9 protein-coding genes are annotated in these 13,916 nt (G+C 73.3%); 6 read left to right on the top strand and 3 right to left on the bottom strand.

Going from position 1 to position 13,916, the window contains the following annotated elements; all coding sequences use genetic code 11:
- Nucleotides 1-81: 81 nt before the first annotated feature.
- Together KOV94_RS16010 and KOV94_RS16005 are read left to right on the top strand one after the other, a co-directional pair.
- Nucleotides 82-495 carry a CoA-binding protein gene (locus KOV94_RS16010; protein WP_124343427.1) on the top strand — a complete coding sequence of 138 codons (414 nt, stop codon included), beginning with the start codon at nucleotides 82-84 and terminating at the stop codon, nucleotides 493-495.
- A 288-nt stretch (nucleotides 496-783) separates the two neighbouring features.
- Entirely contained in the window at nucleotides 784-2,559 is a 1,776-nt protein-coding gene (locus tag KOV94_RS16005) for a DEAD/DEAH box helicase (protein WP_124343426.1), read from the top strand.
- A 110-nt stretch (nucleotides 2,560-2,669) separates the two neighbouring features.
- Here the strand turns inward: KOV94_RS16005 and KOV94_RS16000 are convergent, their stop codons facing one another.
- On the bottom strand, nucleotides 2,670-5,369 hold the full coding sequence (locus KOV94_RS16000; RefSeq protein WP_124341203.1) for a substrate-binding domain-containing protein: 2,700 nt from the start codon (nucleotides 5,367-5,369) through the stop codon (nucleotides 2,670-2,672).
- Between the two features lie 67 nt (nucleotides 5,370-5,436).
- On the opposite strand from KOV94_RS16000, the gene KOV94_RS15995 reads away from it, so the two are divergent.
- The 3 genes from KOV94_RS15995 (at nucleotide 5,437) to KOV94_RS15985 (ending at nucleotide 11,725) form a co-directional block, all read left to right on the top strand.
- Nucleotides 5,437-6,543: a LacI family DNA-binding transcriptional regulator gene (locus KOV94_RS15995; RefSeq protein ID WP_308160601.1), complete on the top strand. Its 1,107-nt coding sequence runs from the start codon at nucleotides 5,437-5,439 to the stop codon at nucleotides 6,541-6,543.
- Between the two features lie 198 nt (nucleotides 6,544-6,741).
- Nucleotides 6,742-9,345 (top strand): glycoside hydrolase family 6 protein, encoded by a 2,604-nt coding sequence (locus tag KOV94_RS15990; RefSeq protein ID WP_124341204.1) that lies wholly within the window; start codon nucleotides 6,742-6,744, stop codon nucleotides 9,343-9,345.
- Nucleotides 9,346-9,496: 151 nt separating this feature from the next.
- A complete protein-coding gene (locus tag KOV94_RS15985) occupies nucleotides 9,497-11,725 on the top strand; it encodes a cellulase family glycosylhydrolase (RefSeq protein WP_218052592.1) in 2,229 nt (742 codons plus the stop codon).
- 93 nt (nucleotides 11,726-11,818) lie between these two features.
- Here KOV94_RS15985 and KOV94_RS15980 read toward each other — a convergent pair whose 3' ends face one another.
- A complete protein-coding gene (locus KOV94_RS15980; RefSeq protein WP_218052591.1) occupies nucleotides 11,819-12,877 on the bottom strand; it encodes a threonine aldolase family protein in 1,059 nt (352 codons plus the stop codon).
- 101 nt (nucleotides 12,878-12,978) lie between these two features.
- Here KOV94_RS15980 and KOV94_RS15975 point away from each other — a divergent pair, with 101 nt between their 5' ends.
- Complete coding sequence (locus KOV94_RS15975; protein ID WP_218052590.1) at nucleotides 12,979-13,464, top strand: DUF6328 family protein; 486 nt, start codon at nucleotides 12,979-12,981, stop codon at nucleotides 13,462-13,464.
- 16 nt (nucleotides 13,465-13,480) lie between these two features.
- On the opposite strand, the gene KOV94_RS15970 is transcribed toward KOV94_RS15975, so the two are convergent.
- Entirely contained in the window at nucleotides 13,481-13,900 is a 420-nt protein-coding gene (locus tag KOV94_RS15970) for a Fur family transcriptional regulator (RefSeq protein ID WP_269467829.1), read from the bottom strand.
- Nucleotides 13,901-13,916: the final 16 nt, after the last annotated feature.

Genomic DNA, 13,916 nt, shown 5'->3' with positions numbered 1-13,916 from the left:
CCGCGGGCGTCCGGCCCGGTGCCGACCCGGGTCCGGGGTGTGCCCGCGCGTCCGACCGGCACGGCGTGCGAGGCTGCGGGCGTGACCCACCACAACGACACCGACGTCATCCGCCGCCTCCTGACGACCCCGGGCCGCTGGGCCGTCGTCGGGCTGTCGACGAACACCGCGCGCGCCGCGTACGGCGTCTCCGAGTTCGTGCAGGCGCGCGGGAACGAGATCGTCCCGGTGCACCCGAGCGCCCCGACGGTGCACGGTGCGACCGGGTACGCGACGCTCGCGGACGTCCCGGGCGACGTCGACGTCGTCGACGTGTTCGTCAACAGCGCGCTCGCCGGTGCCGTCGTCGACGAGGCGATCGCGGTCGGCGCGCGCGCGGTGTGGCTGCAGCTCGGCGTCGTGGACGAGGACGCGGCCGCCCGTGCCGCCGCAGCGGGACTCGACGTCGTCATGGACACGTGCCCGATCATCGAGGCGCGCCGGCTCGGTCTCTGAGCACGACGCAGCACGACGCGGTGAACCCCGCGCTCGTGCGGGCGACGACGTCGTGTGCGCGAACTCACCTGCTCCTCCGCGACCACCGGGCGGCCCGCGCCCGTAGACTGGTCCACGACTACCGGAGTTCGTCGCGCGTCCCCCGTCGAGCCTGCACCCTGTGCGGGCTCGTGTCGTGAAGTCTGGGCACCGTCCTGGTGCCGTCGGGTGTGCGGGGCAGCAGCGACCCGCCGTCCGCCGTCCCGGCGCACGGTTCAGGGCTCCCCCGCTCCACCGAACGGTTCCCCCATGAGCACCCTCGTGCCCCCTGCCCCCACGACCGACGCGACCGACACGCCGGACCCCCGGTTCGACGACCTCGGCCTGCCCGCCGCCCTCGAGCGCGCGGTGGCCGACCTCGGCTTCGTCACCCCCTCCGCCATCCAGGCCCAGGCCATCCCCGCGCTCCTCGCGGGCCGCGACATCGTCGGTGTCGCGCAGACCGGCACCGGCAAGACCGCCGCGTTCGGCCTCCCCCTCCTCGCGTCGGTCGACGCCGGCACCGCCGGCGTCCAGGCCGTCGTCCTCACCCCGACGCGCGAGCTCGCGATGCAGGTCGCCGACGCGATCTCCTCGTTCGCGACGCACCTGACCGGGCTCGGCGTCGTCGCCGTCTACGGCGGCTCCCCGTTCCTGCCGCAGCAGCGTGCGCTCGCGCGCGGCGCGCAGGTCGTCGTCGGCACCCCCGGCCGCGTCCTCGACCACCTCGACCGCGGCACGCTCGTCATGGACCAGGTCCGGTACCTCGTGCTCGACGAGGCCGACGAGATGCTGCGCATGGGCTTCGCCGAGGACGTCGACCGCGTCCTGTCCTCGACGCCCGACCGTCGCCAGGTCGCCCTGTTCTCCGCGACCATGCCCGCACCGATCCGTCGGGTCGCCGAGCAGCACCTCCACCAGCCTGTCGAGATCACGGTCGCGCGGCAGTCGTCGACCGTCACGACGGTCCGCCAGACCTACGCGGTCGTGCCCCACCGCCACAAGGTCGGCGCGCTCGGCCGCGTCCTGTCGGTGACCGACGCCGACGCGACCATCGTGTTCGTCCGTACGCGCGGTGCGGCCGAGGAGGTCGGCAGCGCGCTCGTCGAGCGCGGCATCTCCGCGGCGCACATCTCCGGCGACGTCGCGCAGAGCGACCGCGAGAAGATCGTCGACCGCCTGCGCACCGGCGCCCTCGACGTGCTCGTCGCGACCGACGTCGCGGCACGCGGTCTCGACGTCGAGCGCATCGGCCTCGTCGTGAACTTCGACGTGCCGCGCGAGGCCGAGACCTACGTGCACCGCATCGGCCGCACGGGCCGCGCCGGCCGCGAGGGTGAGGCGCTGTCGTTCGTCACCCCGTCGGAGCAGTCGCGCCTGCGCAGCATCGAGCGCACCACGCGCGTCCCGATGGAGCAGGTCCAGATCCCGTCGCCCGCCGAGGTGAGCGGGCACCGGGTCACGCGACTGCTCGACCGCGCACCCGGGCGCGCCGAGCTCGGCCGGCTCGACGTGTACCGCGAGGCGATCGCCGCGCACCTCGCCGCCCACCCCGGCACCGACCCCGTCGACCTGCTCGCGTCCGTCGCGGCGCTCGCGGTCGGCGACGAGGGTCCCGCGGCGCGCACGGGCGACGACCTGGACGACGCGCTCGAGCGTGCGCGCCTCACCCCGGGCAGGACCGAGCGCACGGTGAGCCACGACGACCGTCCGCCGCGCGAGCGTCGCCGCAGCGACACGCACATCGCGGGCGGTCCGCCGCGCTGGCGCGTCGCCGTCGGCCACCGCGACGGCCTCCAGCCGGGCGCACTGGTCGGTGCGCTGACCGGTGAGGGCGGGCTGACCGGCAAGGACGTGGGCAAGATCGACATCTTCGGCAGCTTCGCGCTCGTCGACATCCCCGGCGGGCTCACGGCCGACGCGGTCGACCGCCTGGCCCGGGCCCGCGTCGCGGGACGCCCGCTCCGCATCCGCATGGACACGGGTCCGCGCCCGGGTCACGGCGCCTCGCGTCCGTCCCACGGCCCGCAGCGCGGCCGCTCCTGACACCGGCGTGCCCGCCCTCCGCGGCGGGCACGCACGACGACGCCGGGCGTCGCTCGACGTCGTCTCGTCGCCGGGCGTCGCTCGACGTCGTCTCGTCGCCGGCGTCGCGCTCAGCGCAGGACGGAGCCCGGGCGCGACTCCTGCCGCCAGGTCGTCGTCGACCCGCCACGCAGGAGGGCGATGTCGACCTCGCGGAGCACCTCGGAGACGTCGCGGAACCCGCGGATGCTGCCGAGCGCACCGACGCGGATGCGCGCGCCGAGCTCGTGGCGCAGCTGGTCGAGCAGCTGACCCACCCGTCCTGGCACGCCGCCGGGCCCGACGTCGTCGAGCAGGACCGCGAAGTCGTCCTCGGCGATGCGCGCCGGGGTGTCGCCCTCCCGCAGCGGCCGACGCAGCCGGCGCACGAGCTCGCGGTGCAGGTCGAGGTGGACGTCGCCCTCCTCGTGCCGCCCCTGGGTCGGGATCGCGTGGTCGTCCGCGACGCGCACGAGCACGACCGCGCAGTCGTACGACGGCGAGCGGCGCGTCCGCAGCAGCGCGGAGGCGAGCCGGTCGAGGAACAGCAGCCGGTTCACCAGACCCGTCTCGGGGTCGTGCAGCGCGTCCCGCTGGAGCGCGATCTCGGCCTCCTTGCGCTCGGTCACGTCGACGAGCGCCCCGACCAGCCGGGCGGGGCAGCCCGCGTCGTCGAGCACCGTCACCGCGCGGCACAGCATCCAGCGGTAGTCGCCCGACGACGTCCGCACGCGGTGCTCGAGCTCGAGCGGCGTGCCGGCGCCCGCGAGCTGCGACGCGATGGCCGCGGACAGGTCGTCGCGGTCGGCGGGGTGCACGCGCTCGAGCCACTCCGCGGGCGAGTCGCCGATGACCTCGTCGTCGTAGCCGAGCGTCTGCTTCCAGCGCGGCGAGTAGTACACCGTGCCCGCCGAGACGTCCCAGTCCCACGTGCCGTCGTGCGCCGCCATCGACGCGAGCGCGTACCGCTCCTCGCTCGCGCGCACCGTGTCCGCGAGGGAGCGTTCCCGCGCAGCGGCCTGCTCGAGCGCCCGGCGCTGCTCGCGCAGCGACGTGAGCAGGCGCTCCTGGTCCAGCGCGACCGCGAGCAGCGCCGCCCAGTGGTTGAACCGGTCGCGCGCGCTCGTCGCCCGCGTCTCCGCGGTGCCGTCGATCGCGAGCAGACCCCAGTCGCTGCCGCCGAACGTCACCGGGACCACGAACGTCAGCTCGTTGCTGCCGACCGTCCCCGCGCGCGTGAGCGCCGCCGGCGGGAACTGGCTCGCCGTCGTGCGCATCCCGACGAGGCGCGACAGCGTGCCCGACGTGTCGTGCACGCCGACGATCTCCATCTCCCGGTCCCCGGGGCCACGATCGGCGCCGAGCCACAGGCCGAGGCACGCGTGACCGCGCACGCCGCGCGGCAGCCACCCGAGCGCCCGCGGGCTCGCGCCGTCGCCGCGCAGCAGGTCCATGTCGACCTCGTACTGGTCGACGATCGTCCGCTCGAGCTGACCGCTGCGCGCGAGCATCGCCCGCGTGCAGCCCTTGGTCAGCGCCAGCAGGACCTCGGTCACCGCGCGCCGCACGGCGGTCTCGTGCTCGGGCCGTGGCAGCGCCGCGAGCGTCGCGCTCTCGATCCCGCGCAGGCACGTCACGAGCTGCTCGAGGGCCTCGGGGTGCGGCTGCATCGCGGCCGTGAGGTCCGCGAGCCGCGCGAGCGTCGCCGGCGCAGGCACGGCACCGCGCTCGGCCGCGGCCTCGAGCGGCTCGACGACGGCGTGCCACCACGTGTCCCGCGGCGCGCTGCCCGCGCGTCGGCCCGCACCCGCACCGACCGGTCCCACGAACGCCGTCTCGGCGAGCGCCCGGAGCACCTGGTGACCGCCCGCGACGCCCGTGGGCTGGTCGGCGGCCGACGCCGGCCCCACCTCGGTGCAGCCGCACGACTCGCGCAGCACGAGCGTCGACGGCGTCCGGTACTCGCCGCCCACGATCTCCTCGCCCCGCATGCGCGCGAGCAGCAGCGACACCGCCGTCTCGCCCACGCGGTCGTAGTGCGCGTCGACCGTCGACAGGCGCGGCGTCACGCGTGCACCCGAGTCCGCGTGGTCGAACCCGATGACGGCCTGGTCCCGCGGCAGCACCAGGCCCGCCGCACGGAGCGCGCGCTGGAAGCCGATCGCGTTGCGGTCGGTCGCCGCCACGACGGCCGTCGTCTGCCGGCCCAGCGCCAGCATGCGTGCCGCGGCGTCCGCGCCACCCTGCTCGTGGTTGTCCGTCGCGTCGTACCACCACGCCTCGGCGGGCTCGATCCCGTGGTCCGCGAGGGTCGCGCGGTAGGCCGCGAAGCGTTCGCGCATGTCGCGCTGCGTGAGGCAGCCGACGAACCCGATCCGCGTGTGCCCGTGCCCGACGAGGTGGTCCACGGCCGCCCGCACACCCGCGGTGTTGTCCGGCACGACGACCGGGTCGTCCTGCGACGTCGGCTCCTCCGACACCAGCACCAGCGGCACGCCCCACTGCTGCACCGCCGCCAGCCGGTCGGCGCGCAGCGCCTTGCCGACGACGACCAGGCCGTCGACCGCGCCCAGCGCGACGGGGGCGTCGAGGATCGACTCGTCGGGGTACCGCTCGCGGTCGAGGCCCGCGGGATAGGTCTGGACGGCGACGACCCGATGGCCCGCCGCGCGCGCCGCTCGGGCGACGCCGGCGATGAGCGCACCGAAGTAGAAACCCCCGACGACCGGCGACAGCACACCGATGGTGCGCCGTGCCGTCGGCGACACCGGACCGCGCCGGACAGTCCCCATGGTTGCTCCTCGCCTACGTCGTCGGAGTCGAGATGGTGCAATTGTGCCGCATCGGGCGACACACTAGGTGATCGTGGTCACACCTGCATATGACTCGTCCACCGATGGAAGCACTCCGACCCCCTCCGGGCCGGGACCGCTTCCACCGTCCACCCCGGCGCCGAGGCGTCCGACGATCACCGACGTCGCCCGCGCGGCAGGCGTCTCGATCGCGGTCGTCTCGTACGCCCTGAACGGTCGTCCCGGCGTCTCGGCCGCCACGCGTGAGCGTGTGCTCCGCGTCGCCGACGAGTTCAACTGGCGGCCGAGCGCGGCGGCCCGCTCGATGCGCACCGGTCCACGGGCGGTCGGGCTCGTCGTCGACCGCGCCGGTGCGGGCCCGGCGGCGCAGGCGACCGGCGTGCTCGAGTTCGTCACCGCCATCCAGGAGGTGCTCGCGACCCGGAACCTCGCGCTCGTGCTGCAGATCGTCGACGGTCCCGAGGCCGCCGTGGCGCTGTACGGCGAGTGGTGGGCCGAGCGGCGGTTCGACGTCATGGTCGTGACCGACGTCCTCGTCGAGGACCCGCGCATCGACGCGCTGCGCCGGCTGCGGGCGCCCGCGGTCGTCGTCGGCGGCTCGCCCGAGGACCACGACCTCGCGAGCGTGCGCGTCGACGAGGGGGACGCCTACGCGCGTGTCGCCCGGTACCTCCTCGAGCTGGGCCACCGGAACGTCGCCGCCGTCACCGCGCCCGACGGGCTCGCCCGCACGCGGTCGCGTGTCGGCGCGCTCGCGCGGGTGCTCGACCCGGCGGGCGGGCACCTCCAGCACGAGGCGACCGCGGGGACCGCCGAGGAGGCGGCCGTCGCGACGCGACGCCTGCTGACGGCGGGGCGCCCGCCGACCGCGATCGTGTTCGACTCCGACCAGATGGCCATCGCGGCGCTCGACGTGGCGCGACGCACGGGTCTCGCGGTGCCGTGGGACCTGTCGGTCGTCGCGGGCTCCGACTCGGCGCTGTGCCGGCTCGCGACGCCGTCGGTCACGACGCTGCCGTCGGCGGAGCGCGACCTGGGCCTCGCGACCGGCGAGGCGGTCCTCGCGGTGCTCGACGGCGACACCCGGGTACGGCGCGAGCTGCAGGTCGGCGGGCTCGCGGTGCGCGGCAGCACGGGTCCGCGGAGCCGCTGACCAGCGGCTTCGCCACCCCGTGCGGGCGTCGATCGGGTAACGAATGGGTAACGCGGGATGCTTAAACGATTTGCCCCATGCCGTCCCGATCGCGGTGCGTGTTGAGGTAGCCGCCAGTCGCCGTGGACTCCCCCCGGGCGACTCGCGCCCGACCGGGACGGTCCGCTCGGGTGTGCCGATCGACACCCGGAGGACCACGTGTCCACACACGGCAAGCGAGCGACGGTGAGGCGGCGGCTACGTGCCGCGGCGACCGTCGCCACGGCGACGGCACTCGCCGCCGTCCCTCTCACGACCCTGGCGACGAGCGCGAGCGCGGCGCCGACCCATGTCGACAACCCCTACTCGGGCGCGGTGCAGTACGTGAACCCCACGTGGTCCGCCTCGGTCACCGCCGCCGCGGGCCGGCAGAGCGCCGACCCGACCCTCGCCGCGAAGATGCGGACGGTCGCGACGCAGCCCACCGCCGTCTGGATGGACCGGATCTCCGCGATCACCGGCAACGCCGACGGCAACGGCCTGAAGTTCCACCTCGACAACGCCGTCGCGCAGCAGAAGGCCGCGGGGAAGCCGCTCGTCTTCAACCTGGTCATCTACGACCTGCCCGGCCGCGACTGCTTCGCGCTCGCGTCCAACGGCGAGCTCCCCGCGACCGACGCGGGCCTCGCGCGGTACAAGACCGAGTACATCGACCCGATCGCGGACCTCCTCGACAACCCGGAGTACGAGAACATCCGGATCGCCGCGACCATCGAGCCCGACTCGCTGCCGAACCTGGTCACGAACATCTCGGAGCAGGCCTGCCAGCAGGCGGCGCCGTACTACCGCCAGGGCGTCAAGTACGCGCTCGACAAGCTGCACGCGATCCCGAACGTCTACAACTACATCGACATCGGCCACTCCGGCTGGCTCGGCTGGGACAGCAACGCGGGTCCGTCCGCGACGCTGTTCGCCGAGGTCGCCAAGACGACGACCGCGGGCTTCGCGTCGATCGACGGCTTCGTCTCCGACGTCGCCAACACGACGCCGCTCGAGGAGCCGCTGCTCACCGACTCGTCGCTCACGATCAACAACAACCCGATCCGGTCGTCGAAGTTCTACGAGTGGAACTTCGACTTCGACGAGGTCGACTACACCGCGCACATGCACAAGCTCCTGGTCGCGGCGGGCTTCCCGTCCACGATCGGCATGCTGATCGACACGTCGCGCAACGGCTGGGGCGGCCCGAACCGTCCGACGGCGATCACGGCCAGCACGGACGTGAACACCTACGTCGACGCGAACCGCGTGGACCGTCGTGCGCACCGCGGCGCGTGGTGCAACCCGCTCGGTGCGGGCATCGGCCGGTTCCCCGAGGCCACCCCGTCCGGCTACGCCGCGTCGCACCTCGACGCGTTCGTCTGGATCAAGCCCCCGGGTGAGTCCGACGGTGCGTCGTCGGAGATCCCGAACGACCAGGGCAAGCGGTTCGACCGCATGTGCGACCCGACGTTCGTCTCGCCCAAGCTGAACAACCAGCTCACCGGTGCCACCCCGAACGCGCCGCTCGCCGGCCAGTGGTTCGAGGAGCAGTTCGTCACGCTCGTGAAGAACGCGTACCCGGTCATCGGCCAGACGGACCCGGGCAACGACACGCAGGCGCCGACGGTCCCGACGGGCCTCACCGCCGGCACGACGACGTCGACCTCGGTGCCGCTGTCGTGGACCGCGTCGACCGACAACGTCGGCGTCACCGGCTACGACGTGTACCGCGGCACGACGCTCGTGGGCACCTCGACCACGACGAGCTACACGGTCACGGGCCTCACGCCCGCCACGGCGTACTCGTTCACGGTCCGTGCCAAGGACGCGGCGGGCAACGTCTCGTCCGCCTCGACCGCCGTCTCCGCCACGACGCAGTCCGGCACCGTCACCGACACGCAGGCGCCCTCGGTGCCCGCGGGTCTGACCGCCGGCACGACGACCACCACGTCGGTCCCGCTGTCGTGGACCGCCTCGACCGACAACGTCGGCGTCGCGGGCTACGAGATCCTGCGCGGCTCGACCGTGGTCGGCACGTCCACGACGACGAGCTTCACGGTCACCGGTCTCACCGCCGGCACGACGTACTCGTTCTCGGTGCGGGCCAAGGACGCCGCGGGCAACACGTCGGCCGCCTCCACCGCCGTCTCGGCGACGACCAAGACGGACACCGTGGTCGACACGCAGGCGCCGACGGCGCCGACGGGTCTCGCCGCGGGCACCGCGACCAGCACGACGATCCCGCTGTCGTGGAGCGCGTCGACCGACAACGTCGGCGTCACGGGCTACGACGTGTACAGCGGCTCGACGCTCCTCGGCTCGACCACCACGACGAGCTACACGGCGACCGGTCTCACCGCCGGCACCACGTACTCGTTCACGGTCAAGGCGAAGGACGCCGCGGGCAACGTCTCGACGTCGTCGTCGGCCCTGTCGGCCTCGACGCTGCCGAGCAACCCGACCGGTGGATGCACCGTGAAGTACACGGCCAGCTCGTGGAACAACGGATTCACCGCCTCGGTCCGCGTGACGAACAACAGCACCAGCGCGCTCAACGGCTGGTCGCTCGGCTTCTCGTTCGCCAACGGCCAGAAGGTGACGCAGGGCTGGAGCGCCGACTGGTCGCAGTCGGGCTCGGCCGTGACGGCCAAGAACGCGGCGTGGAACACCACGCTCGGCGCGAACTCGTCGGTCGAGATCGGCTTCAACGGCTCGCACTCGGGCACGAACAACGCACCGACGGCCTTCACGCTCAACGGCGTGGCCTGCACCGTCGCGTGACCTGACGTGCTCGCCGCACCGACCGCATGACGGGCGGGGGTCCTCCGGAAAGTCCCGGGGGACCCCCGCTCCGCGTGCCCACCCGGCCGCACCACCGGGCTCGCCCGGCCGGGACCCACCGGCCGGACCGGATCGACCCGAGGAGAACCACGTGCACTCCCCCCTCCGTACCCGCGTGCGCGCGGCGGTCACGGGCCTGCTGGCCGCGACCGCCCTCACCGCGCCGCTCGCCCTGGTCGCCGCGCCTGCACAGGCGGCCGCCGGCGACGACTGGCTCCACGTGCAGGGCAACACGATCGTCGACGCGTCCGGGAAGGAGGTCGTGCTCTCCGGCGTCAACTGGTTCGGCTTCAACGCGAGCGAGCGCGTCTTCCACGGCCTGTGGTCCGGCAACATCACCGAGATCACGCAGCAGATGGCGAACCGCGGCATCAACACGGTCCGCGTGCCGATCTCGACGCAGCTGCTGCTCGAGTGGAAGGCGGGCACGTTCCTCAAGCCGAACGTGAACACCTACGCCAACCCCGAGCTCGAGGGCAAGAACAGCCTGCAGATCTTCGAGTACTTCCTGACGCTGTGCCAGAGGTACGGCATCAAGGTGTTCCTCGACGTGCACTCCGCCGAGGCCGACAACTCCGGGCACGTCTACAACATGTGGTGGAAGGGGTCGATCACCACCGAGGACGTCTACGCCGGGTGGGAGTGGGCGGCGGCGCGCTGGAAGAACGACGACACGATCGTCGGCGCCGACATCAAGAACGAGCCGCACGGCACGCAGGGCTCGACCGAGCGTGCGAAGTGGGACGGCACGACCGACAAGGACAACTTCAAGCACTTCGCCGAGACGGCGTCGAAGAAGATCCTCGCGATCAACCCGAACTGGCTCGTGTTCGTCGAGGGTGTCGAGATCTACCCGAAGGAGGGCGTCTCGTGGACCTCGACCGGGCTCACCGACTACTACGGCACGTGGTGGGGCGGGAACCTGCGGGGCGTGCGTGACTTCCCGATCGACCTGGGGGCGAACCAGGACCAGCTCGTGTACTCGCCGCACGACTACGGGCCGCTCGTGTTCGACCAGAAGTGGTTCCAGAAGGACTTCGACAAGGCGTCGCTGACCGCGGACGTGTGGGGCCCGAACTGGCTGTTCATCCACGACGAGGACATCGCGCCGCTGCTCATCGGCGAGTGGGGTGGCCGGCTCGGCCAGGACCCGCGGCAGGACAAGTGGATGGCCGCGCTGCGCGACCTCATCGCCGAGCGGAAGCTCAGCCAGACGTTCTGGGTGCTCAACCCGAACTCGGGTGACACGGGCGGCCTGCTGCTCGACGACTGGAAGACGTGGGACGAGGTCAAGTACTCGACCATGCTCAAGCCGACGCTGTTCCAGCACGGCGGCAAGTTCGTCGGCCTCGACCACGAGGTGCCGCTCGGCGGCGTGGGCTCGACCACCGGCATCTCGATCTCCCAGGTGGGCGGCGGCACGTCGGACACGACCGCGCCGAGCGTCCCCGGTGGCCTGAAGGCGGGCACGCCGACGGCGTCGTCGGTGCCGTTGTCGTGGACGGCCTCGACGGACACCGGCGGGTCCGGCGTCGCGGGCTACGAGGTGTACCGCGGCTCGACGCTCGTCGGGACCACGACCTCGACGTCCTACACCGTGACCGGCCTGACGGCCGACACCGCGTACTCGTTCTCGGTGCGGGCCAAGGACGGCGCGGGCAACGTGTCGGCGGCGTCCACCGCGGTGTCGGTGCGCACGGCGGCCGGCACGGGCGACACCACCGCGCCGAGCGTGCCGACGGGCCTCACGGCGGGCACGGCGACCAAGACGTCGGTCCCGCTGACGTGGACCGCGTCGACGGACACCGGTGGCTCGGGCCTCGCGGGCTACGACGTCTACCGGGGCACGACGCTCGTCGGGTCGACGACCACGCCGTCGTACACGGTGACGGGCCTGACCGCGGGCACGTCGTACTCCTTCACCGTCCGGGCGAAGGACGCGGCGGGCAACGTGTCCGCCGCGTCGGCGGCGCTCACGGCGTCGACCGCGCCGGACGTCGCGACCGGGTCGTGCTCCGTGGCGTACACGGCCAACGGCTGGTCCAGCGGGTTCACGGCGGCGGTCAAGGTCACGAACACCGGGACGACCGCGCTCAACGGCTGGACGCTGGCGTTCGACTTCCCCAGCGGCCAGACCCTGACGCAGGGCTGGAGTGCGACGTGGGCGCAGTCCGGTGCGAAGGTCACGGCGACCAACGCGGACTGGAACCGGGTCCTCGCGCCCGGGGCGAGCGTCGAGATCGGGTTCAGCGGGACGCACACCGGCACGAACACCGCGCCGACCGCGTTCACGGTCAACGGGGCGAGCTGCACCCGCTGACCTCTCCGGTGGGTGCGTCGGACGTGGAGGCCGGCGCACCCGCCCTCGGCGCCGGTGGGACGGGCTCAGCCCCGTGCCACCGGCGCCGTCGCGTCAGCCCTGCGCGTCGAGCAGCCGACGCAGCTCGGCGAGGAAGGCGTCGACGTCGGCCTCGGTCGTGTCGAACGCGCACATGAGCCGCACCTCCCCGCTCTCCGGGTGCCAGTCGTAGAACGTCCACGTGCGCCGCAGCTCGGCGGACACCGCACGCGGGAGCGTCACGAAGACGCCGTTGGCCTGCGTCGGGAGCGTCACGTGGACGCGGTCCCCGAGCGCGTCGAGCCCGGCGCGCAGGCGCGCAGCCATCGCGTTGGCGTGCCGCGCCGACCGCAGCCAGAGGTCGCCCTCGAACAGGGCGACGAGCTGCGCGGACACGAACCGCATCTTCGACGCGAGCTGCATGTTCATCTTGCGCAGGTATGCGAGCCCGGGGGCCGCGGCCTCGTCGAGGACGACGACCGCCTCGCCGAACAGCAGCCCGTTCTTGGTGCCGCCCAGCGACACGACGTCGACGCCGGCGTCCGTCGTGAACGCGCGCAGGGGCAGGTCGAGCGCGGCGGCCGCGTTCGCGATGCGCGCCCCGTCGACGTGCAGCCGCAGGCCCAGGTCGTGCGCCTGGTCGGCCAGCGCGCGGACCTCGTCGGGCGTGTAGAGCGTGCCGAGCTCGGTGCTCTGCGTGATCGACACGACGCCGGGCTGCGCGCGGTGCTCGTCCCCGAAGCCCCACGCCTGGCGGGCGACCAGCTCGGGCGTGAGCTTGCCGTCCGGTGTGGGGACCGTGAGCAGCTTGAGCCCGCCGACACGCTCCGGCGCGCCGTTCTCGTCGGTCTGGATGTGCGCGGTCTCGGCGCACACGACGGCGCCCCAGCGGGGCAGCAGCGCCTGGAGCGACAGCACGTTGGCGCCCGTCCCGTTGAACACCGGGTACGCCGTCGCGCCGGCACCGAAGTGCGCCCCGACGACCTCCTGGAGCCGCGCGGTATAGGCGTCCGCGCCGTACGCGGTCTGGTGGCCGCCGTTCGCGTCGACCAGCGCGGCGAGGACCTCGGGGTGCGCGCCCGCGTAGTTGTCGGAGGCGAAGTCACGGTGGTCGGCGTCGTGGAGTCGTGTCACTCCCCCAGTCTCCCCCGGCCCGACGGGTGCCCGGGACACCTGTCGGGCGGCACGAGGGCGCCTGCGGCATGATCCCCTGCGACACGACCGAAGGAGGCACCGTGCCCGCGCAGGACCAGCTGCACGACGAGGACCGCAACGAGACGTTCACGGAGCGGATGGACCGGAACTGGAACGAGCTCCTGCAGGAGCTGCGCGTCACGCAGACCGGCACGCAGATCCTCACGGGTTTCCTGTTCACCATCCCGTTCCAGCAGCGGTTCGCGGACCTCGACGCGTACCAGAAGGACCTCTACCTCGTGCTGGTCGTGCTCGCGGTCCTGGCGACGGCGCTCCTCGTGGCGCCGGTGAGCCTGCACCGGGTGCTGTTCCGCAAGCGGCTCAAGCCCGAGCTCGTCGCGGCCGCCAACATCTTCGCGCGGCTCGGGCTCGTGGTCCTGGCCCTCGTGCTCGCGGGCTCGGCGATGCTGCTGTTCGACGTCGTGGTCGGGCGTCAGGCGGGGTTGCTCGTGGGGGGCGTCTCGCTCGTGGTGCTCACGTCCGCGTGGTGGCTCGTGCCGCGCCTCATGCGTCGCGCGGCGGGCTGAGCGGGCGCTGGCGCGGTCAGGACGCGGCGGCCGCCCGGCACGAGGCGCACGTCCCGACGAGCTCGATCGTGTGGTCGACGTCGGCGAACCCGTGCGCGGTCGCGACCTGCGCGGCCCACGCCTCGGCCTGCGCCGCGTCGATCTCGACGGTCCGCCCGCACGACCGGCAGACGAGGTGGTGGTGGTGCGTGCGCTGCGCGCACCGGCGGTAGACGGACTCGCCGTCCTCGGTGCGCAGGACGTCGACCTCGCCCGTCTCGGTCAGGCTCTGCACCGCGCGGTACACGGTCGCCAGGCCCACCGACGAGCCGCGTGAGCGCAGCAGCTCGTGCAGCTGCTGGGCGCTGCGGAACTCGTCCAGACCCGCGAGCAGGTCGAGGATCTCGGCACGCTGCCGCGTCTGCCGTACCACCGCCATCACGTGCCGCTCCTTCATGAGACTCGTTCGCATC

Origin of the sequence: Cellulomonas algicola (assembly GCF_019024305.1) — a bacterium.
Classification (GTDB): domain Bacteria; phylum Actinomycetota; class Actinomycetes; order Actinomycetales; family Cellulomonadaceae; genus Cellulomonas; species Cellulomonas algicola.
This window is presented reverse-complemented; position numbering and strand designations above follow the sequence as displayed.

What these genes read in the sequence shown, in the direction of transcription:
- KOV94_RS15970 (WP_269467829.1), bottom strand. Translation starts at nt 13,900, where the DNA reads ATGAAGGAGCGGCACGTGATGGCGGTGGTACGGCAGACGCGGCAGCGT.
- KOV94_RS16005 (WP_124343426.1), top strand. Translation starts at nt 784, where the DNA reads ATGAGCACCCTCGTGCCCCCTGCCCCCACGACCGACGCGACCGACACG.
- KOV94_RS16000 (WP_124341203.1), bottom strand. Translation starts at nt 5,369, where the DNA reads ATGGGGACTGTCCGGCGCGGTCCGGTGTCGCCGACGGCACGGCGCACC.